This is a genomic window from Enterococcus sp. DIV0187 (assembly GCF_051713785.1).
Classification (GTDB): Bacteria; Bacillota; Bacilli; order Lactobacillales; family Enterococcaceae; genus Enterococcus_A; species Enterococcus_A avium.
In genome coordinates this window covers 1,638,362-1,658,245 of the sequence record NZ_JBIOQO010000001.1, presented here as the reverse complement: position 1 = coordinate 1,658,245, position 19,884 = coordinate 1,638,362, and the positions used below count along the sequence as shown (strand labels likewise).

The 19,884-nt window shown below is 36.4% G+C and carries 19 protein-coding genes; 16 read left to right on the top strand and 3 right to left on the bottom strand.

Annotated features, from left to right (window positions below; translation table 11 throughout):
* Window position 1 precedes the first annotated feature (1 nt).
* The 7 genes from IGI52_RS08100 to IGI52_RS08070 all read left to right on the top strand — a co-directional run bounded on the left by IGI52_RS08100 (window position 2) and on the right by IGI52_RS08070 (window position 6,973).
* Window positions 2–475: a PTS sugar transporter subunit IIA gene (locus IGI52_RS08100; RefSeq protein WP_396002996.1), complete on the top strand. Its 474-nt coding sequence runs from the start codon at window positions 2–4 to the stop codon at window positions 473–475.
* A gap of 13 nt (window positions 476–488) precedes the next feature.
* Window positions 489–803 (top strand): PTS fructose transporter subunit IIB, encoded by a 315-nt coding sequence (locus IGI52_RS08095; RefSeq protein WP_396002995.1) that lies wholly within the window; start codon window positions 489–491, stop codon window positions 801–803.
* Window positions 804–818: 15 nt separating this feature from the next.
* Window positions 819–1,913, top strand: a complete 1,095-nt coding sequence (locus tag IGI52_RS08090) for a PTS fructose transporter subunit IIC (protein WP_396002994.1) — start codon at window positions 819–821, stop codon at window positions 1,911–1,913.
* Window positions 1,914–2,181: 268 nt separating this feature from the next.
* A complete protein-coding gene (locus IGI52_RS08085; RefSeq protein ID WP_438780984.1) occupies window positions 2,182–3,459 on the top strand; it encodes a class II D-tagatose-bisphosphate aldolase non-catalytic subunit in 1,278 nt (425 codons plus the stop codon).
* Between the two features lie 21 nt (window positions 3,460–3,480).
* On the top strand, window positions 3,481–4,125 hold the full coding sequence (gene fsa / locus IGI52_RS08080) for a fructose-6-phosphate aldolase (RefSeq protein WP_396002992.1): 645 nt from the start codon (window positions 3,481–3,483) through the stop codon (window positions 4,123–4,125).
* A gap of 62 nt (window positions 4,126–4,187) precedes the next feature.
* Window positions 4,188–6,185: a transketolase gene (tkt, locus tag IGI52_RS08075; protein WP_438780983.1), complete on the top strand. Its 1,998-nt coding sequence runs from the start codon at window positions 4,188–4,190 to the stop codon at window positions 6,183–6,185.
* Between the two features lie 74 nt (window positions 6,186–6,259).
* Entirely contained in the window at window positions 6,260–6,973 is a 714-nt protein-coding gene (locus tag IGI52_RS08070; protein WP_396002990.1) for an HAD family hydrolase, read from the top strand.
* 143 nt (window positions 6,974–7,116) lie between these two features.
* On the opposite strand, the gene IGI52_RS08065 is transcribed toward IGI52_RS08070, so the two are convergent.
* Window positions 7,117–7,881 (bottom strand): DeoR/GlpR family DNA-binding transcription regulator, encoded by a 765-nt coding sequence (locus IGI52_RS08065; RefSeq protein WP_438780982.1) that lies wholly within the window; start codon window positions 7,879–7,881, stop codon window positions 7,117–7,119.
* A 166-nt stretch (window positions 7,882–8,047) separates the two neighbouring features.
* Here IGI52_RS08065 and IGI52_RS08060 point away from each other — a divergent pair, with 166 nt between their 5' ends.
* The 8 genes from IGI52_RS08060 (at window position 8,048) to IGI52_RS08025 (ending at window position 17,281) form a co-directional block, all read left to right on the top strand.
* Window positions 8,048–8,908 (top strand): ketose-bisphosphate aldolase, encoded by an 861-nt coding sequence (locus tag IGI52_RS08060; RefSeq protein ID WP_396002988.1) that lies wholly within the window; start codon window positions 8,048–8,050, stop codon window positions 8,906–8,908.
* Between the two features lie 174 nt (window positions 8,909–9,082).
* Complete coding sequence (gene araA / locus IGI52_RS08055) at window positions 9,083–10,498, top strand: L-arabinose isomerase (protein WP_396002767.1); 1,416 nt, start codon at window positions 9,083–9,085, stop codon at window positions 10,496–10,498.
* A 41-nt stretch (window positions 10,499–10,539) separates the two neighbouring features.
* On the top strand, window positions 10,540–10,983 hold the full coding sequence (locus IGI52_RS08050) for an RpiB/LacA/LacB family sugar-phosphate isomerase (protein WP_396002768.1): 444 nt from the start codon (window positions 10,540–10,542) through the stop codon (window positions 10,981–10,983).
* 20 nt (window positions 10,984–11,003) lie between these two features.
* Complete coding sequence (gene tkt / locus IGI52_RS08045; protein WP_438780979.1) at window positions 11,004–12,956, top strand: transketolase; 1,953 nt, start codon at window positions 11,004–11,006, stop codon at window positions 12,954–12,956.
* Entirely contained in the window at window positions 12,953–13,957 is a 1,005-nt protein-coding gene (locus IGI52_RS08040) for a dihydroxyacetone kinase subunit DhaK (RefSeq protein WP_396002770.1), read from the top strand. Before tkt (IGI52_RS08045) ends, IGI52_RS08040 begins: the two co-directional genes overlap by 4 nt.
* On the top strand, window positions 13,954–14,607 hold the full coding sequence (gene dhaL, locus IGI52_RS08035) for a dihydroxyacetone kinase subunit DhaL (protein WP_438780978.1): 654 nt from the start codon (window positions 13,954–13,956) through the stop codon (window positions 14,605–14,607). The genes IGI52_RS08040 and dhaL overlap by 4 nt, the downstream gene beginning before the upstream one ends.
* Window positions 14,604–15,383, top strand: coding sequence for a triose-phosphate isomerase family protein (locus tag IGI52_RS08030; RefSeq protein WP_438780976.1), 780 nt, complete (start codon window positions 14,604–14,606; stop codon window positions 15,381–15,383). Before dhaL ends, IGI52_RS08030 begins: the two co-directional genes overlap by 4 nt.
* 17 nt (window positions 15,384–15,400) lie before the next feature.
* Entirely contained in the window at window positions 15,401–17,281 is a 1,881-nt protein-coding gene (locus IGI52_RS08025; RefSeq protein ID WP_396002773.1) for a fructose-specific PTS transporter subunit EIIC, read from the top strand.
* A gap of 83 nt (window positions 17,282–17,364) precedes the next feature.
* Here IGI52_RS08025 and IGI52_RS08020 read toward each other — a convergent pair whose 3' ends face one another.
* Both IGI52_RS08020 and IGI52_RS08015 read right to left on the bottom strand, forming a co-directional pair.
* Complete coding sequence (locus IGI52_RS08020; protein ID WP_396002774.1) at window positions 17,365–18,129, bottom strand: response regulator transcription factor; 765 nt, start codon at window positions 18,127–18,129, stop codon at window positions 17,365–17,367.
* Window positions 18,104–19,375 carry a sensor histidine kinase gene (locus tag IGI52_RS08015; protein WP_438780975.1) on the bottom strand — a complete coding sequence of 424 codons (1,272 nt, stop codon included), beginning with the start codon at window positions 19,373–19,375 and terminating at the stop codon, window positions 18,104–18,106. The genes IGI52_RS08020 and IGI52_RS08015 overlap by 26 nt, the downstream gene beginning before the upstream one ends.
* Window positions 19,376–19,603: 228 nt before the next feature.
* Between IGI52_RS08015 and IGI52_RS08010 the strand changes: the two genes are divergently transcribed.
* Window positions 19,604–19,882 (top strand): BMC domain-containing protein, encoded by a 279-nt coding sequence (locus tag IGI52_RS08010; protein WP_396002776.1) that lies wholly within the window; start codon window positions 19,604–19,606, stop codon window positions 19,880–19,882.
* Window positions 19,883–19,884: the final 2 nt, after the last annotated feature.

The window sequence follows — 19,884 nt, the reverse complement described above, 5'->3', positions numbered from 1 at the left end:
TATGGTAAAAGTAATGGAAAGTGAACGAGGAGTCATCACGACTGATTTAATCTTTTTAGATAGTGATTTAGGTAATCAGGATGATGTTATTCAACACATTGTTGAAACAGCTGAATTCGTAGGATATGTAGAAGATTCGGATAGTTTGTATGAAGCTGTAAAAAAAAGAGAGCAAGAGGTACCTACTGCAATTGGATATGACATTGCAATTCCTCATGGCAAAACGGAATCAGTTTCAAGCCCATTCATCGCCTTTTTAAGAGTGAATAAGGCCTTTAAATGGACTAAAGAAAATGAAGAGATGGTGCGTCTAGTGTTTCTGATAGGTGTTCCAAAAAAAGGCGAAGGAACAATGCATCTAAAATTTATTTCGCAGTTGAGCAAAAAACTTTTGGATGAAAGCTTCAGAGAAAAATTATTGAGTGAAAATGACAAAAATAAAATCTACGAACAATTAAGTTCTATTGAAATTTAAGGAGGAAATATAAATGAAAGTAGTAGCAGTAACCGCATGTCCGACAGGAATAGCACATACTTATATGGCCCAAGAAGCAATTGAAAAAGAGTGTAAAAAACGAGGATATGAAGTTCAAGTTGAAACGCAAGGAAGTATGGGGATTGAAAATGAATTAGAACAAGATGTTATTGATCAAGCTGATGTACTTATTCTTGCCGTTGCTATTGACGTGGAAGATGCAGATAGATTCGAAGAAAAAATTGATATCGGAAAATCATTAAGCGTTGAACCAGGAGATATCATTAAAGATCCCGCAAAGTACATTGATCAGGCTGAAAAGCTTTAAAAGGAGAGTTCAAAAATGAAAAAAGACAAAAAATTTGTTAAAGACCTACAAAAGGCCTTTAATACTGGGGTTTCTTTCATGTTGCCTTCGGTGGTAGTTGGTGGTATTTTCTTAGCCGTTGCTCTAGCTACAGGTAAAGCGACAGATACAGGAATGGAGATCACGAGTCCATTTATGCAAAACTTGAATGATCTTGGAGCCGCAGGTTTTGCAATGATGATTCCGCTATTATCGGGCTATATTGCTAATTCACTTGCAGGTAAACCAGGATTAGTTCCTGGAATGATTTTAGGATTTGTTGCAAACAATCCAATTGGAGAAGGACAAGTTAAAACAGGTTTCTTGGGAGCCATGATTATGGGGGTAGCAGCGGGCTATTTCGTTCGTTGGTGCAAAACTTGGAAAGTACCTTCTACAATTCGGACCATCATGCCTATTCTAATAGTTCCAGTAGTTACAACATTTGTTTTAGGGATGTTCTATATTTATATCATCGCTGTACCAATTGGTGCTGCAATGGATTGGTTAGTACAAGTTCTAGGTCAAATGCAAGGTGGAAGTGCTCTTGTTTTAGGATTAATTATTGGGGCTATGACAGCAATCGATATGGGAGGTCCGATCAACAAAACAGCTACTGCATTTACTCTAGCATTGATGGCGGAAGGTGTATATGGACCAAATGGCGCTCACCGTATTGCTTGCGCAATTCCACCATTAGCTTTAGCAATTTCAACTTTTGTAGATCGTAAAAAATATACGGCAGAAGATAAAGATCTTGGAATCTCAGCATTCTTTATGTCACTTATTGGTATCACTGAAGGAGCTATTCCATTTGCCGCTAAAGACATTAAGAGAGTGTTGCCAGCAATTATTATTGGGAGTGCAGTTGGTGGTGCAATGGGAATGGCTACGGGAGTGGAAGCTCTTGTGCCTCACGGAGGATTTATCATTCTACCAGTAGTAAATGGTAAATTATGGTACGCACTTTCTATAATTGTTGGTGCGGTCGTTTCTGCAACAATTTTACACTTTACTAAACCAAGCTTAGTTGATGAAACAAGTAAGGAAAGTAAGAAAGAAACATCCGAGGAAATCGAAGTAGCAAAATAATCGTTATTAAATTAAGAATAAAAGTGAGAGCCTGCATTTATCTAAGGCTCTCACTTTTTTTATGACAAATATTTCAATTTTTTTCATATAAGGAGATTACTATACTTTCTAACTTATTAGGAATGAACTTAAAAAGATTGCAACAAGTCTACATTTTTAATCATAGACTTGTTGCAAAGAAATGTAATATTCATGTACTCATATCCATCTTATACTTAAAGTGTGATAAAGATCAATTAATCAAAAAAGAAATGGAGATGTCAACAAAATGAAAAAATTACCAATAAAAACAGTTGTAGAAGGATTGTTGAACCTACAGGCAACAGGTGAAAGCGCTACATTACTTGGAATCGGACCTATGTCAAAAAATTGTGTTCAGGCTACCCTTGAGTTATCAAAGGACGATGACTATCCTGTAATGTTTATTGCAAGTCGTAACCAAGTAGATGCTGATGAGTTAGGTGGCGGATACGTTAATGGGTGGAATCAGTTTACTTTTGCAAAAGCGGTCGAGGAAGTGGCGGAAGAAATTGGATATGATAATCTTTATTATTTATGTCGTGATCATGGTGGCCCTTGGCAACGAGATAAGGAACGGAACGACCATCTACCAACTGAAAAAGCAATGGAATTAGGAAAAAAATCATACGTAGCTGATATCGATGCTGGTTTTGATTTATTAATGATTGACCCAACAAAAGACCCATTTGAAGTAGGTAAGGTTATCCCTCTGGATACTGTTTTAGAACGTACAGTTGATTTAATTGAGTTCTGCGAAAACGAACGGAAAGTTCGTAATCTACCGGAAATTGGATATGAAGTTGGTACTGAAGAAACAAATGGTGGACTGACATCAACAGAAACATATGAAACTTTTATTTTAAAACTTAAGGAAGAGTTGGAAAAGCGTGGCTTACCTATGCCAACCTTTATCGTTGGTCAAACTGGAACTCTAACACGTAAGACTGAACAAGTGGGTACTTTCAACTTTAAAAATGCTTTCGACTTAGCTGAAATGGCAAAAGAATATGGTGTAGGCTTGAAAGAACATAATGGTGATTATCTAGACGATGTTACCTTATTGGAACACATTCCTTCATCAATTACAGCTACGAATGTTGCCCCACAATATGGAACTGAAGAAACTCGTGCTTATTTAAATCTAGCTGCGGTGGAATCAAAATTAGTTGAGTATGGGTTAGTTAGTGATGCTTCAAACACTCGTGATGTTTTGCTTGAACATGCCATTAAGAGTGAACGTTGGAGAAAATGGATGGTTGGTGAACAAAAAGAACTAACTGTTGATCAAATTATGGAGCAAAACGATGCAGAACTTCAAGCAGAAATTTTGGACATTGCAGGACACTACACTTTTAATGATGAAGAAGTGAAAGTAGAAATCGAAAAGATGTATGTCAATTTGAAAGAACATAACATTGACGGTCAGCGATATGTAGTCGATCACATCAAACGTCCTATTCGCGACTATGCAGAATGTTATAACTTGAATGGCGCTACAACACGTATTAAGAAGATTGCCAAATAGATAGACGTTAAGGAGAATAAGATGAAGTTTTTTCTGGATACTGCAAATGTAGATGATATTAAAAAAATTAATGACCTGGGCTTGGTTGATGGCGTTACTACAAATCCAACAATTATTTCTAAGGAAGGAAGAGATTTCGAGGAAGTAATTAAGGAAATTTGTTCCATTGTTACTGGACCTGTTAGCGCTGAGGTAATTGGCTTAACGTCAGAAGAAATGATAAGAGAGGCAAGAAATCTGGCGAAATGGGCTGAGAATGTTGTAGTGAAAATTCCTATGACTGAAGAAGGATTGAAAGCAGTAAATGTCTTGTCAAAAGAAGGCATCAAAACTAATGTAACACTAATATTTACTTTTGCTCAAGGTTTGTTAGCAATGAAGGCTGGGGCAACATTCATCAGCCCATTTATTGGGAGATTAGAAGATATTGGTACAGATGCATACGAGCTTATTGCAAAACTTCGACAAGCGATCGATTTTTACGGATTTGATTCTGAGATTATTTCTGCGAGTATTCGAAACTTAACACACGTTGAAACTGTAACAAATTTGGGTTCTCATATTGCAACGATTCCAAGTAGTCTTTTCCCAAGCCTTTGGTCACATCCGCTTACCGACAAAGGTATTGAAACTTTCTTAAATGATTGGGAAGCGTTTAAAAAATAGGAAATTTTACAAGTAATAGCTAATCATCTGATTAGCTATTCTTGTCTAAGAAAGAGGATAAAATGTTTACTAATATAGATTTAGAAGCTGTTAATACAATTAGAACACTGAGTATTGATGCGATTGAAGCAGCAAATTCTGGTCACCCAGGATTACCCATGGGAGCCGCACCAATGGCATATGTTTTATGGAGTAGGTTTTTAAAAATTAATCCCTCAACTTCAAAAAATTGGACAAATAGAGACCGATTTGTTTTATCTGCTGGACATGGATCTGCAATGCTTTACAGCTTATTACATTTAGCTGGATATGATATTACTGTTGATGATCTGAAAAATTTCCGTCAATGGGATTCGAAAACGCCTGGTCATCCTGAAGTGAATCATACTGATGGAGTAGAAGCTACAACTGGACCACTCGGACAAGGAATGGCAATGGCTGTTGGAATGGCAATGGCAGAAACTCACTTAGGAGCTACCTATAACAAAAAAGATTTTCCTATCGTTGATCATTATACATACGCTTTATGTGGTGATGGAGACTTGATGGAAGGTGTTTCCCAAGAAGCTTGTTCAATGGCTGCACACATGAAATTGGGAAAACTAATTGTACTGTATGACTCAAATGATATTTCATTAGATGGACCAACTGATCGCTCGTTTACAGAAAATGTGGGAAGGAGATTTCAAGCTTACGGTTGGCAACATATTTTAGTTGAAGACGGCAATGATCTTGAGATGATTTATAATGCAATCGAAGAAGGAAAATCAGAACATAATCGTCCAACGTTAATCGAAGTTAAGACTGTAATTGGATATGGATCTAAAAATCAGGGCACCTCTAAAGTGCATGGTTCTCCTCTCGGTGGGGAAGACACAAAAAATGTTAAAAAATTTTATGGTTTGAGTGAAGAAAGCAAGTTCTTTGTATCTGAAGAGGTTAGAAAACAATTTGATCGGCATCTATTATGTAGAGGTAAGAAAGAAGAACAAGAATGGAACGAACTTTTTGATGAATACTCCAAAGAATACCCTAACTTAGCAAAACAATATCGTTGTGCATTCGAAAATTCACTGCCTGATAACTGGGATAAAACTCTTCCTAAATATGATTTGGGAACAAGTTCAGCAAGCAGAATTACTAGTAAAGAGACTATTCAAGAATTGGCAAAAGGGATTCCATTTTTATGGGGTGGATCAGCTGATCTATCTGCTTCAAATAATACTATGATTGCAAATGCATCTGATTTTACTCCTGATAATCCAAGTGGAAGAAATATTTGGTTTGGAGTTCGTGAGTTTGCAATGGCAGCGGCAATGAACGGAATTCAATTACATGGGGGAACAAAAGTTTATGGAGGTACGTTCTTTGTTTTCGTTGATTATTTAAGAGCAGCAGTCAGACTGAGTGCTTTGCAAAGTGTTCCAGTAACGTATGTATTGACGCATGATTCTGTGGCAGTTGGAGAGGATGGTCCAACACATGAGCCGGTTGAACAGCTAGCTAGTTTAAGATGTATGCCAAATGTTCATGTGATTAGACCAGCGGATGGAAATGAAACTGTCGCTGCATGGAAAATTGCTGTGACATCTCAAAAAACACCAACTATCCTAGTTTTGAGTAGACAAAATTTACCGATACTTGAAGGAACAGCAGTTCTTGCTGATGAAGGTGTTGCAAAAGGTGCCTATGTTATTTCAAAACAGTCTAAGGAGTCTCCTGATGGAGTGCTAATTGCAACAGGATCGGAGGTTAATCTAGCTGTAATGGCACAAAAAGAGTTAGCAAAACAAGGGGAAGATGTCTCAGTTGTTTCAATCCCTAGTTTTGATTTATTTGAGAAACAATCTAAGGAGTATAAGGAATCAGTTTTACCAGCGTCAGTTACAAAGCGTGTTTCAATAGAAATGGGATCTAGTTTTGGTTGGCAACGATATGTTGGTTTATGTGGGGAGTCAATTGCTATTGATACATTTGGAGCAAGTGCACCAGGAGACACGGTTATTTCTAACTATGGTTTTACAGTAAATAAAGTAGTCGAAACCTATAACTCATTATAAACGTCATCGAACCGAAACGAGCACACCGCAATAGTGTTTTGTTTCGGTTTTATTTAGTAGAGGAGGAATCTGTATTGGTAGCAATAGTTTTTGATGTTGACGATACTTTATATGATCAATTGATTCCATTTCAGCTAGCGTATGAAAAGAACTTTGATTTCACTGATATCCCAATTGAGAAACTTTTCAATTATAGTCGTTTTTACAGTGATAAAGTTTTTAACAAATCTGAAAATGGATTAATATCTCTTGATGATTTACATATATATCGCATACAAAAAGCCTTTAATCATTTTGATAAATCAATCACTGAAGAACAGGGAAGAAATTTCCAATGTGATTATCAAATGAATCAGGCCAAAATAGAGTTATTACCTGAGATGGGAAAGGCTTTGGATATATGTTCCCAATATGGGGTCAGATTAGGAATCATCACAAATGGTCCAGCAGAGCACCAAATGAAAAAAATTAAGGACTTGAAGTTGAATAGATGGATACCAGATGACCATATATTTATTTCTGGTCAGTTGGGATATGCAAAACCAGATATAAAATTGTTCAGATATGTGGAAAAAATGATGAAGCTCGATACAGAAAATACATTCTTTGTAGGGGACTCGTTTGCCAATGACATTGTTGGTGCTAAAAATGCTGGATGGAATGCAGTGTGGATTAATCGTAGAAATCGTGTTATATCGGATTATGAGGCATCTCCTGATTTTATAATTGACGAAAAATGCACAATCACTCAATTTATCTGCTCATTAGTATTACAAGGTAAATGTTAAATACAAGAAAAAAAGTACTGAAAACAAATTTTTTGATGAAAAGCTCATTTTCAGACCACAATGTGTAGATAGATGATAAACAGAAAATAGCGCATGATTTGAAAAAAACGGACTCAACCAACACATGCATGGTTGAGTCTATTTTAGTTTTCAGGATAGATCATCTCAATTGAATTTTCTAAACATTTATTTTTAATTTCATCTGGCAATGGATAGTCACTAATAACAATGTCAATTTCTTTAAAAGTGAGGGCTTCACAAAAGAAAGTTGCTAAGAACTTGGTACTATCAACCAAAAGGATTGTTTTTTTAGCTTTTCTTTGATAGCTTTTCTTGACCAATGCCTCTGATTCAGTTAAATCTGTAATTCCGTTTGTGTTGATTCCTTTGCAGGATAAGAAAAGGATATCTGCGTTATGTTCATCAATATATCTTAAGGCATGGTATCCATTTACACTAGAACGTTTTGAATAAACCTCACCACCCGTTGAAAAGATTCGATTATCGGTTTCTTCTGACAACATATGAGCTGTTAACAGTCCGTTTGTGATAATAGTCAAGTTGTTGAAATAACTTAATTTTTTTGCAAGATAAAAACAAGTACTGCTGGAGTCCAAGAAAAGAATTTGATTTTCGGAAATATAGTCCAAAGCTAATTCTGCGATAATCTCTTTTTTGTCACCATTGTCTAGGTTAGTCACTGAAATAGGTCTTTCGAGATGTGCATCCTTAATATAGAAGGCACCGCCATTAACACGCTCAACATCACCTCTTTTTTCCAATTGAGTTAAGTCTCTACGAATAGTAGCTTCACTGGAATAGAATTGTTTGGCTAATGAAGAAACTGTTTGAAATTTCTTTTTTGCTAAAACATCCAATATATCTTCTTGTCTCTGTTGTAGTTTCATGATGCCCTCCTTCATATTGATATCCTAATTATTGCAGAAATTTTGATCGTTTTCAATCAAATGTACAAACAACTATGATTGAAAATCATCTTTCCGGGCACTTATTGTTTATTGTTAAGCAACATCTATACTAAATATATAAATAAATTAGTGGAGGGAATCAAATATGCTTTATACGATGAAAGATTTACTTGCAGTAGCAAAAGAAAACAAATTTGCAGTACCAGCTTTTAACATTAGTAGTTTTGATATTCTAAAGTCAATTATGGAAACTGCTGAAGAAACAAATTCTCCAGTTATTTTAGAAATTCACCCATTAGAAATCGATTACGTTGGAAATAACTTCGTTGCGGTTGTTCAAGAATACGCATTAAGAAGTAAAGTACCTGTAGTTATTCATTTAGACCATGGTGCAGATATAGAAAATGTTACACGGGCAATCAAGAATGGCTATACATCAGTTATGATCGATGCGTCTCATGCTAGTTTGGAAGACAATATTTTAATTACGAAACAAGTAGTAGAAATTGCTCATTCTGTAAATGTTTCGGTTGAAGCCGAGATTGGAACTATTGGTAATAACGGAAGTTCTGAAGGCGGAAGCTCTGAGATCATTTATACAGATCCAGACCAAGCAGTACACTTTGTGGAAGAAACCGGTATCGATACGTTAGCAGTTGCTATTGGAACAGCACATGGCTTGTATCCAAAACACATTACTCCAAAATTGAATATTGAGTTGTTAAAAGAGTTAAACAAAAAGCTGGATATTCCATTTGTTCTTCATGGCGGTTCAGGAAATCCAGATAGCGAAGTTTCAGAATCTGTGAAATATGGTGTCGCTAAAGTGAATATTTCAAGTGATGTCAAAAGTGCCTTCTTCAATGCTTTACAAAAACAACTAGTTGAAAACCCGGATGTTTATGAACCATTTGAAGTATATCTTTCTGCTGATAAAGCGGCAAAAGAAGTTGTTAAACATAAGTTGAGCATTATGAATACTATTGGAGCAGCTAAGTACTACTAGTCGATATTTTAAGAAGCTTTTATAAAAAGCTTCTTTCTTTTTAAAAGTGTATGATCGAAAACGATCAAATGAACACGCTTTTTTGAGTGGTATTCAACATCTGCGACATGCGTTGTTTGAATATGAGCAACTAGATAAAATCTATTTAAACAAACTTATAGGAGGTCACTAATAATGAAATCAGAATTTTGGTTCATCGTTGGTAGTGTTGAGTTTTATGGGAAGGAGACACTATCACAAGTCAAAGCACACGCTGAAGAAATGGTCGACTATTGGAATAAGAATAAATCATTTGAGTTTCCAGTTAAGTTAAAAGAATTAGGGATATCTTCAAAAAATATAGAGGATTTAGTATTAGAGGCTAATTATCGCAAAGAGGTAAAAGGATTGATTTTCTGGATGCATACATTTTCTCCAGCAAAATCATGGGTTAGGGGACTGAAAAAAATCCAAAAGCCTATGTTACATCTAGCTACTCAGTTTAATCAGGAATTGCCATGGAAAACAATCGACATGGATTTCATGAACTTAAATCAAAGTGCACACGGCGATCGAGAGTTTTCTTTCATTAATATGCGCTTGAATCTAAAAAATAAGATAGTTGTAGGATATTGGCAAGATAAGAGTGTTATAGACAAAGTAAATCATTGGATGCAAGTTGCTGAGACAACTGCTGTATCAGAAAATATTCGAATTGCTCGATTTGGAGACAATATGAGGAATGTCGCAGACACTGAAGGTGACAAGGTATCAGCTTTAATTGATCTAGGTTGGGAAGTTGATTATTACGGTGTTGGTGACTTAGTTACAGAAATGGAAATGGTGACTAAAGAAGAAATTGACAATGTGTATCAGGAGTATTTATTAGAGTATGAAGTTGAAGAAGAGGATTTGAAATCAGATTACTTTATTGAACATACAAAAGAACAAGCAAAGATGGAGATTGCCTTAGAGAATTTCCTTACTAAATACAATTATCAAGGTTTCACCTCAAACTTTGAAGATTTACATGGATTAAAGCAATTGCCAGGTTTAGCCGTGCAACGCTTGATGGCTAAGGGATACGGATTTGCTGGTGAAGGAGATTGGAAGACAGCTGCATTAACGTATCTTTTGAAACACCTAGCTAAGAATGACCAAACCGGGTTTATGGAAGATTATACTTATAACCTCATGAATGGAGATCAATATATTATGGGTGCTCATATGCTAGAAGTAGATCCCGTTTTAGCAAGTGAAAAACCTTTGCTGAAAGTAGCTCCTTTGGGAATAGGTGGTAAAGAAGATCCTGCTCGTGTTGTTTTTGGTGGTAAAGCAGGTAAAGGTACGGTTGCGTGTATGGTCCATACTGGTACTGAATATGAAGTAATCATCAACGAAGTAGAAGCCATCGAATGTAAAGCGTCCGATTCTCCAAATCTACCAGTCGCTTGTGTATTGTGGAAACCATTACCTAGTTTTGAGCAAGGTGTTCAAAAATGGCTAGAAGCAGGTGGCGGTCATCACACCGTTTACTCTTTATCATTAACATCTGAACAAATTACAGACTTGTGTGATTTATTAAATATCAAGTGGACATTAATAAAATGATAGAATGCGAGCAAAATTGACTATTAGAAGGAGGAAACACAGTGAAAGTTGGAATTGGATCGGATTTAAATGGAATCGCCTATCGCGATGAGTTGATAAAATTCGTAAATGAATTAGGTCATGAAGCTACTGAAGTCAAGCTTAACAAAGATGATGATTATCCCGATGTAGCGGTTGCTTTGGGGAAGAAAATTATGGCTAATGACTTTGATAGAGGAATTCTAATATGTGGAACTGGTATTGGAATGGCAATTGCCGCGAATAAAGTACCTGGAATTCGTGCTGCTAACATTACAGATGTCTATTCTGCTGAAAGAGCGGAGTTGAGCAATCATGCTCAAATAATCACATTTGGTCAACAAGTACTAGGATTGACTTTAGTGAAAGAATTAGTACGAACTAATCTTAAGGAAACCTTTGTAGATGGACGTTCAACCCCGAAAATTAATCGAATTATGACATATGAAGAAAGTTTTCAAAAATAAAGAACTAGGGAGATAGGCGAATGAACGACTTAGTAACCAATATTCGAATGCTTTCTGTAGATATGATAGCAAAGGCAAACTCTGGACATCCGGGTTTACCCCTTGGCGCAGCACCAGCTGCTACAGCCTTGTTTGCCAATCATTTGAAGGTAAATCCTGTAAACCCAAATTGGATGAATCGGGATCGTTTTATATTATCAGCTGGTCATGGATCGGCACTATTGTATAGTTTACTCTATTGTTTTGGATATCCTCTTACCAAGAAAGATTTACAAAATTTTCGTCAATTAGATAGCAAGACTCCAGGACATCCCGAAATCGAGATGACTGAAGGGGTAGATATTTCTAGTGGTCCTCTAGGACAAGGAATTGCTTCAGCAGTTGGTATGGCAATGGCAGAAGCACATTTGGCAAGTGAATATAATCGGGACAAATTTTCGATTATTGATCACTACACGTATTGCTTGGTTGGCGATGGTTGCTTGATGGAAGGCATTTCATCAGAAGCAATGTCAGTAGCTGGAAACTTAAAGTTAAATAAACTGATTGTTCTTTACGATTCAAACGATATTACTTTGGATGGTAATTTGGATTACTCTTCTAAGGATGACGTAGAGAAAAGATGCGAAGCCTATCACTGGGACTACATTTTAGTTGAGGATGGAAACAATTTGGATAAGATTTCCGAAGCAATATCATCCGCAAAAAAGACGGAAAAACCAGTATTAATCGAGATCAAAAGTGTGATTGGATTTGGGTCTTTAGAGGCTGGAACCTCAAAAGTACACGGAAACCCTATTGTAGGCGATGATTTAAAGAATTTAAAAGAGTTCTATAATTGGACGTTAGAAGATTTTGAATTGAGTAACTCAGTAAAGAATTTTCAAAAAGAGTATTTAAAAAGAGGACAAACGTTTGAAACTAGCTGGTTAGATTCGGTTGCTTCTTATCAAGAAAAGTATCCGGAAATGTATAGGCAGTTGATGAAAGACTTCTCTGGAAATTATTTCGATGAAGTAAAAAATATGGCAAACCCGTTTGGAGGCCAAAATAAACTTTCAACAAGAGAAGCATCGGGTATCGTACTGAATCAATTAGCTGAAAAGCTCCCGTTATTTGGAGGCTCAGCGGATCTAGCTTCATCAAATAAAACGTATTTAAATGGGAAAGGAGACTTTTCCGATAAATCTTATCAAGGAAGTAATATTTGGTTTGGAATACGAGAGTTTTTTATGGGTGCTGCAATGAATGGTATTTCATTACATGGGGGATTGATAAGTTTCGGAGCAACGTTTTTCGTTTTCTCAGATTATCTGAAATCGGCTATTCGTTCAGCTGCATTAATGAAATTGCCAGTCATTTATGTAATGACTCATGACTCAGTTGCTGTCGGCGAAGATGGTCCAACACACCAACCAATCGAACAATTAGCTGGATTTCGAGCTACACCTAATTTAAGAGTGTTCAGACCTGCAGATGCAAATGAGACATTTTCGGTTTATCAATATATTTTAGAAAAACCTGAAATGCCAAGTATGGTCGTTCTTAGTCGTCAAGATTTACCAAATGTTACACCACTCAACTCACCAATAAAAAATGGGGCCTATATTTTGAAAGATAGTTCAAGAAAGCCTGATTTAATTCTGGTTGCCACAGGATCAGAAGTATCTCTAGCTTTAGAGATAGAAAGCAAAATGCCATCCAAGTCAATTCGTGTGGTAAGTATGCCTTCTCAAGAGATATTTTCTCAACAATCAGATGAATATAAAGAATCAGTGCTTCCAAGAGATATATTATCATTCAGTATTGAATGTGGATCTACCTATGGTTGGCATGAGTATGTTGATTATTGTTTTGGAATTGATAGTTTTGGTAAATCTGCGCCAGCCACTGAGTTGGTAGATGATTACAGATTCACCAGCGATGCACTTGTGGAAGATATCTATAAAATTTTGAAAGGATTACCAAAATGAAAAAAATAATTAATCATCCAGATAGTATTGTTGATGAAATGGTAGAGGGAATTGCATTGTCTTTTCCCTCTGATTATGAACGAGTTAATAAAGAGAATGCTTTGACCTATAAGAACCGAAATAAATCAAAAGTAAGCATTGTGATTGGTGGAGGCAGCGGACATGAGCCTATATTTTTTGGCTTTTTAGGAAAAGGATTGGCTGATGGGGTAGCGATTGGAAATATGTTTACCGCGCCAAACCCTTTGCTGGTTGTTGAAGCGGCAAAGGCTGTCAACAATGAGAAGGGAATTATCTTTTTATATGGCAATCATTCAGGAGACCTTTTAAATTTTGGTATGGCAACTGACCTTCTGAGGTTGGATGGAGTAGATGTTGAAAACATTGTTGTATCAGATGACATTGGGTCATCCGACAATATGAGGAGAGAAGAACGTCGTGGCGTAGCAGGAATCGTATTTGTGATAAAAATTTTAGGCGCTGCCGCTGAGCGAGGCTATAGTTTTCTCGACTGCATTAGAATTGGTCAAAAAGTAAATAGTCGTCTTTATTCTTTAGGAGTTGGCATCAAGCCTGGGATTAATCCTTTAACTGGTAAACCAAATTTTGAAATAGCTGAAGATAAACTGGAGTTTGGGATTGGTGTTCATGGCGAACCGGGGAAAAATCTCATAGGATTGATGACTGCCGATGAACTAAGTGAACTAATCGTCAATGATTTAGAAAAAAACTCTGCATTTAAAGAAGGTTCCAAAGTTGCTGTTTTAATAAATGGTCTTGGATCTTTTACCTTGATGGAAGAATTACTTGTTTCTAGGAGCGTCATCAAGAAAATTAACAATAAAGGGATTTCAGTTGTAGACGTTATTATCGGTGACTATTTTACTACAAACGATATGTCTGGATTTTCTGTTTCAATCCTAGATATAGATGATGAACTTATTGAACTATATGAAGATGATTATGTAATGCCATTCAATCAGATTGGAGGGAAAAAATGAAAACGATGACAATCGATCAAGTCAAAGATATGCAGAAGGCCGTTTCTGTAACCATCATTGAAAATCGAGAACTATTGGGAGAAATTGACCGGAAGATAGGCGACGGGGATCACGGAGAAGGTATGTTTGTAGGTTTTTCAGCAGTAGAAAAAATGATTGATGAACATATACATTTTAATACGATTGGTGAGTTTTACAAGGATGTTGGAATGGCATTGCTCTCTTCAATGGGGGGCGCATCAGGTGTATTGTTTGCAAGTATTTATATTTCATTGGCGGAAGAAACAAAAGACTCAACGGTTTTAGATGGAGAAATGATTGTTGCAGGATATTCTCAAGCAGTAGAAAGTATTAAGAAACGTGGAGGAGCCAAAGCAGGCGACAAAACAATGGTTGATTCTTTAGAACCAGCTGTTCTGGCTATGAAAGAAGTAATCAAAAATAAAGATGCTGACATAATTGATGTACTTTCTTCTGGCACAAAAGCTGCTCAAGATGGCGTTTTAGCTACGAAGAATATGATTTCAAAACATGGAAGATCAAAAAACTTAAGAGAACGTTCTATCGGTCATCAGGATGCTGGAGCTACTTCAGTTGCCTTGATTTTCGATACAATGTCTAGATATGTCCGAGGGGTGAATGCCTCATGAGCACATTATATTTAGGTACAAATTTGAAGATGTACAAAAGTTATGAAGAAACGCTTGTGTACATCGATAAGGTAACTGAACTATCAAAAAAGGTCTCTTCAAACATCCAATTATTTGTTATTCCTTCATTTTTAACAATCAGGGAAGCAATTGATATTTCAACCAAAGGAAATTGCTGGATTGGTTCGCAAAATATGTCTGAAGAAGAGGAGGGTCCTTTTACAGGAGAGGTATCACCAAAGCAACTAAAAGAAATTGGTGTGACGATTAATGAATTAGGGCATTCGGAAAGACGTCAGTGGTTTGGAGAAACTGATGAGAAGCTTTCAAAAAAAGTAAAAGCTTCTTCTCAATTAGAAATGAAACCGCTTCTATGTGTTGGTGAAAATTCTTTTGAAAAAGAAAGTGATGCCAGTATTTCAACCGTTTTACGTCAATTAGAAACTGGTCTTTCGAAATTAAAAGGAGAAGAGTATAAAAACGTGATGATTGCCTATGAGCCTGTGTGGGCTATTGGAGAAAATGGCATTCCAGCTGATCCTATGTATGTTGAGGAAATTCATTCTGCAATGCGAAAATGTTTAGTCAAGAGATTTGGCAATCAGGGTAACAATGTTCCAATGCTCTATGGTGGAAGTGTCAATTTAGACAATTATCAAGAGCTATTGGCAAAAAATAATATTGACGGATTGTTTATTGGACGTACTGCTTGGGATATTCAAAAATTTGAGGAAATTATTCTTTATGTAGATTCAAATCAAGACCAATTTATTTAACACAAGGAGGAAGAAAGATGAAATTACATGAAATGACAAATCAAGCACTAATTCTGACAAATCAAAATTTTGACAGCAAAGAAGCCATCTTGAAAAACCTTATTCAGTTATTTGCAGCTCAAGGGATTGTAACAGATGAAAAAGCATTTATGCGTTCTGTTTTACAAAGAGAAGAAGAGTCAGCTACTGGAATGGAAAATGGATTAGCCATTCCGCATGGGAAAAGTAATGCAGTAGCCAAACCAGCTTTTGCAGTTATGACATTAAAAAAACCATTAACTGGATCAGCATGGCCGTCATTGAATGCTTCTAATCAAGTTGAGACGATATTCTTGTTGGCGATTCCAGAGGATAAGGCAGGAAGTACACATTTAAAATTATTATCTGAACTATCCGTACAGTTGATGAAACCTGCATTTATCCATACAATTAATACAGCAGAATCACCTCAAGAAGTGTATAGTGCAATAAAGGAACAGGATCAAAAACATGAGCCTTTGACCTCTGTACAAAAGAAAAGCATGGATAAAATGATCGTAGGAGTAACTGCTTGTACAACTGGTATTGCTCATACTTACATGGCGGCAGAAGCTTTAGAAGAAGCTGGTAAGAAAATGGGCGTTGAAGTGCACATTGAAAAACAAGGAGCAACAGGTTTTGAAGATAAGTTGACACCTGAAATGATTGCTGCTGCTGATGGAGTCATTTTTGCGGTAGATACGAATGTAAAAGAAAAAAGTCGTTTTTCCGACAAGCCATTTATTGAAGTCAAAGTTGCGGAACCGCTGAAAAGAGCCGAATCATTGATAACAGAAGTTCTGAACAGCCCACAAGGAAGAGTATCTGGAAAATCAACCACAAGTGAAGAAACATCAGAGGAAAAAACAGGAATTTACTCTCATTTTATGACGGGTGTAAACTTTATGTTACCATTCGTTATCGCAGGTGGGATTATCACGGCATTAAGCTTTGCTTTTGGTATTGAGGCCAGTGATCCAACCAGTGCGTCATACAATGTTTTAGCTGCTGCATTGAGTGAAATAGGTGGTGGGACGTCATTAGCATTAATGGTACCTATCCTTGCTGGTGGTATTTCTTATTCAGTAGCGGGAAGACCAGGTATTGCACCAGGTGTAGTTGGCGGGATGTTAGCTAGTACGAGTGGTGCCGGATTTTTAGGAGGATTAATAGGCGGTATTTTCGCTGGATATTTAACGGCATTTATTGTAAAACATCTGAAGGTTCCGAAATCGATTCAAGCATTATCCAACTTAATTATTGTTCCTTTACTTGCTGTATTGATTACAGGTTTAGCTATGAAATTCTTGATTGGTCAGCCTATTTCAGCATTGATGGAATTTTTGACAAACTGGTTGAACTCCTTGGGTACAACAAATGGCGTTCTGTTTGGTTTATTGATTGGATGTTTTATGGCTTTCGATATGGGCGGCCCTTTAAACAAAGCAATGGTAACATTTGCTATGGGGATGATGGCCAATGGAATATACGAACCTATCGCTGCATGTATGGTCGCGGGGATGACTCCACCGCTAGGAATCGCTTTAGCGACAGTATTGTTTAAGAATAAATTTACACAAAAAGAACGTGAAGCCGGAATGTCTTGCTGGATTATGGGAGCATCATTCATTACTGAAGGAGCAATTCCCTTTGCAGTTGCCAACCCATTAAAGATTATCCCAAGTTTAATGGCTGGATCAGCTGTAGCAGCGGCGATTTCTATTGCAGCTGGGTGTGCTTCAAGAGCACCTCATGGTGGAATTTGGGTAATGTTTATTCCAGGTGTTATGACCAATCTAGCTATGTATTTTGTAGCTATTGCAGCAGGTACAATTGTTACAGGATTATTGGTAGGTTTGCTTGCTAAAGCTCCTGAATAATTAAAATTTAATACTATTCATAATAAAACGCCGAGACACATCTGATTCTACAGAATGTTTCTTGACGTTTTTTTTATTCATGATCAAGAAAACGATACTGAGCCTTTGTTTCTTTTTCTAAATTGTAATGGACTTACATGAACGTACTTTTTAAAGGTTTTACAATAATAAGAGGAATCCGTAAATCCAGAATTGTTCGCAATTGCATAAATGGGCAGGTCTGTTTCAATCAGTAGATCCTTTGATTTTTCTAACTTATAAAGAATTAGAAATTCACTAAAGCTGATATTTAGCTCTTTTTTGAATAATCGACTGAAATATTGAGGATTTAGAAAAAGAGATTTAGCGAGTTCTGTGATTTGAATATTCTCTAAGTAATGATTTTCGATGTAAATTAATGCCTGTTGAATAGTCTCATTCTGAGATATTTGGGAGAGCTCATTTACACCGTATGAAACGTGATTAGAATTATTTTGGAAATCTAAAAGAATACGATCAATTGATTCAGTTAATTTCTTTGTGCGAATGGGTTTAATAAGATAATCAACCACTCGGCTGTTGATTGCGTCTTGTGCGTGTTGAAAGTCCGAGTAGGCAGTCAGAATAATCGTACGGACATCCGGCAAAAAATCTAGTATTTGCCGTTGTGCAGAGAGACCATCCAACTCAGGAATACCGATATCCATTAGAATGATATCTGGTCTAAACAGTTTTGCTTTATTCACAGCTTCTTTTCCGCTTGTTGCCAACCCTACGATACTAATTTCGTTGTACTTTTTACTAATGATTGTTTCGAGTGCCTCTTTTTCAAAATTTTCATCTTCAACTATTAGCATTTTGTATTTCATTTAAGTACCCCCTTTGTAACTGACGAATATCTGTAAAGGCAGGAAAAACAATTTTTACTGTAGTAGAATACCCCCTTCTTTTTTCGATTTGTAGTCCATAATTGTCTCCAAAGTAATCTTTCAATCGAAGATGGGAATTGTTTACTCCCAATCCGTGATGTCGTTTTCCAGAAGTGGAGTTCAAAAGATTTGCTTGAACTTCTGCTGACATTCCGACACCAGTATCGCTGACTTCAACAATAACGATGTCAGATTCTTTTTTGATTGATATTAAGACTTTTCCCCCCGATAGAAGAGGTTCAATCCCATGAATAATTGAGTTTTCGACTATGGGTTGCATAATCATATTCGGTATGCAGTAAGATAATACTTCATCTGAAACCTCAATTGAGTAATCAAGTCTGTTTTGATACCTAGTTTTTTGAATATATAAGTACCGTTTAATATTTGCTAATTCATTTTTTAATGTAGGGAATTCTTCGACTTGGCGCAAATTGTATCGAAGTAGATCCGAAAGAGTATGGATCATTTCTTCAGTATCTTCAGCATTTTCTTTCAGTGCTATTCTAGCAATGGTATTTAAGGTATTGAAGAGAAAATGAGGATTGATTTGCGCTTCTATGGTCTTAAGCTCGGCATTTTTTAGCCTTTTCTCAAAAGCAAGTTTTTCTTGGTACTCTTCAACAAATTGTTTTTGTGCAATAGATTTTAGACCCATCTCTTTTAAGTAGTTAGCAATCAGTTCATACAAGTCAACACAATCTTGCAAGTATTTTTCTTCAACAACTGCTATTTGATCAATAACATTTTGAAGTCTTTCTTCAGATACTTCTAGCTCAGAAGCCATTTTATGTACATCAAATTTGTCTCGTGGGTCTTTCTCACTATTTGGTTCTTTGATTAAAACTTGTCCGCCAAGGACAGCTCCCAAAAGTTTTTCATCAACAATAATCGGTACGCAACAATCCTTTAAACCTAAGTGACAATCATATGTGATAGATTTTCTATCCGCAAAGGAGCGTTTTTCAGCTCGAGCGTCACAGGCAATACAGAGTTTTGACCCGTTTTTAGATGAACGTACTAGATCACAAAATGGTGTGAAATTATTCAAGTCACCAACAGGTTTTCCTTCTGAATCTACTGTAACAACAGAGACATCAACTAGACTTGAAAGTTTATCTTGGACATTATGTAGCAGATCAATATCTATCACATCAGTTAAATGTAAGTTCTCGTTAGAATACATGCAATTTCCTCCAACCCCATTGCTCTTTTTCCTTATTATAGCAAACTTTCTTAGCAAATCATGTGACTGGGAAGTGAATGTGATGATAGCGTTTTTATTATATAAAGTCATATCTGTTATATTTTTTCTGGTCATAGAAGTCCAATTATTCGTCATGCAGAGGAAATATTTGAAAGCGATTTCCAAGTAAAATGATTTGTGAACAAAAATACTTAAGGAGGATTTACTATGGGACAAGAAGCGTTAGGAATGATTGAAACAAGAGGTTTTATCGGGTCTGTTGAGGCAGCTGATGCAATGGTTAAGGCAGCAAATGTTGAATTAGTCGGTTCTGAAAAAATTGGATCTGGCTTGGTAACAATGCTTGTACGAGGAGATGTTGGAGCAGTGAAGGCGGCTGTAGATGCTGGTGCTAGTGCAGCGAATGCAGTAGGAGAAGTCGTTTCAACTCATGTGATTCCAAGACCACACTCTGATATCGAGTCAGTTATTCTAAAAAAACAATAATA

Coding starts and splice junctions, on each gene's coding strand:
- IGI52_RS08025 (WP_396002773.1), top strand. CDS start 15,401: ATGAAATTACATGAAATGACAAATCAAGCACTAATTCTGACAAATCAA.
- IGI52_RS08095 (WP_396002995.1), top strand. CDS start 489: ATGAAAGTAGTAGCAGTAACCGCATGTCCGACAGGAATAGCACATACT.
- araA (WP_396002767.1), top strand. CDS start 9,083: ATGAAATCAGAATTTTGGTTCATCGTTGGTAGTGTTGAGTTTTATGGG.
- dhaL (WP_438780978.1), top strand. CDS start 13,954: ATGAAAACGATGACAATCGATCAAGTCAAAGATATGCAGAAGGCCGTT.
- IGI52_RS08090 (WP_396002994.1), top strand. CDS start 819: ATGAAAAAAGACAAAAAATTTGTTAAAGACCTACAAAAGGCCTTTAAT.
- IGI52_RS08010 (WP_396002776.1), top strand. CDS start 19,604: ATGGGACAAGAAGCGTTAGGAATGATTGAAACAAGAGGTTTTATCGGG.
- IGI52_RS08085 (WP_438780984.1), top strand. CDS start 2,182: ATGAAAAAATTACCAATAAAAACAGTTGTAGAAGGATTGTTGAACCTA.
- IGI52_RS08040 (WP_396002770.1), top strand. CDS start 12,953: ATGAAAAAAATAATTAATCATCCAGATAGTATTGTTGATGAAATGGTA.
- IGI52_RS08030 (WP_438780976.1), top strand. CDS start 14,604: ATGAGCACATTATATTTAGGTACAAATTTGAAGATGTACAAAAGTTAT.
- IGI52_RS08100 (WP_396002996.1), top strand. CDS start 2: ATGGTAAAAGTAATGGAAAGTGAACGAGGAGTCATCACGACTGATTTA.
- IGI52_RS08020 (WP_396002774.1), bottom strand. CDS start 18,129: ATGAAATACAAAATGCTAATAGTTGAAGATGAAAATTTTGAAAAAGAG.
- tkt (WP_438780983.1), top strand. CDS start 4,188: ATGTTTACTAATATAGATTTAGAAGCTGTTAATACAATTAGAACACTG.
- tkt (WP_438780979.1), top strand. CDS start 11,004: ATGAACGACTTAGTAACCAATATTCGAATGCTTTCTGTAGATATGATA.
- IGI52_RS08015 (WP_438780975.1), bottom strand. CDS start 19,375: ATGTATTCTAACGAGAACTTACATTTAACTGATGTGATAGATATTGAT.
- IGI52_RS08065 (WP_438780982.1), bottom strand. CDS start 7,881: ATGAAACTACAACAGAGACAAGAAGATATATTGGATGTTTTAGCAAAA.
- fsa (WP_396002992.1), top strand. CDS start 3,481: ATGAAGTTTTTTCTGGATACTGCAAATGTAGATGATATTAAAAAAATT.
- IGI52_RS08060 (WP_396002988.1), top strand. CDS start 8,048: ATGCTTTATACGATGAAAGATTTACTTGCAGTAGCAAAAGAAAACAAA.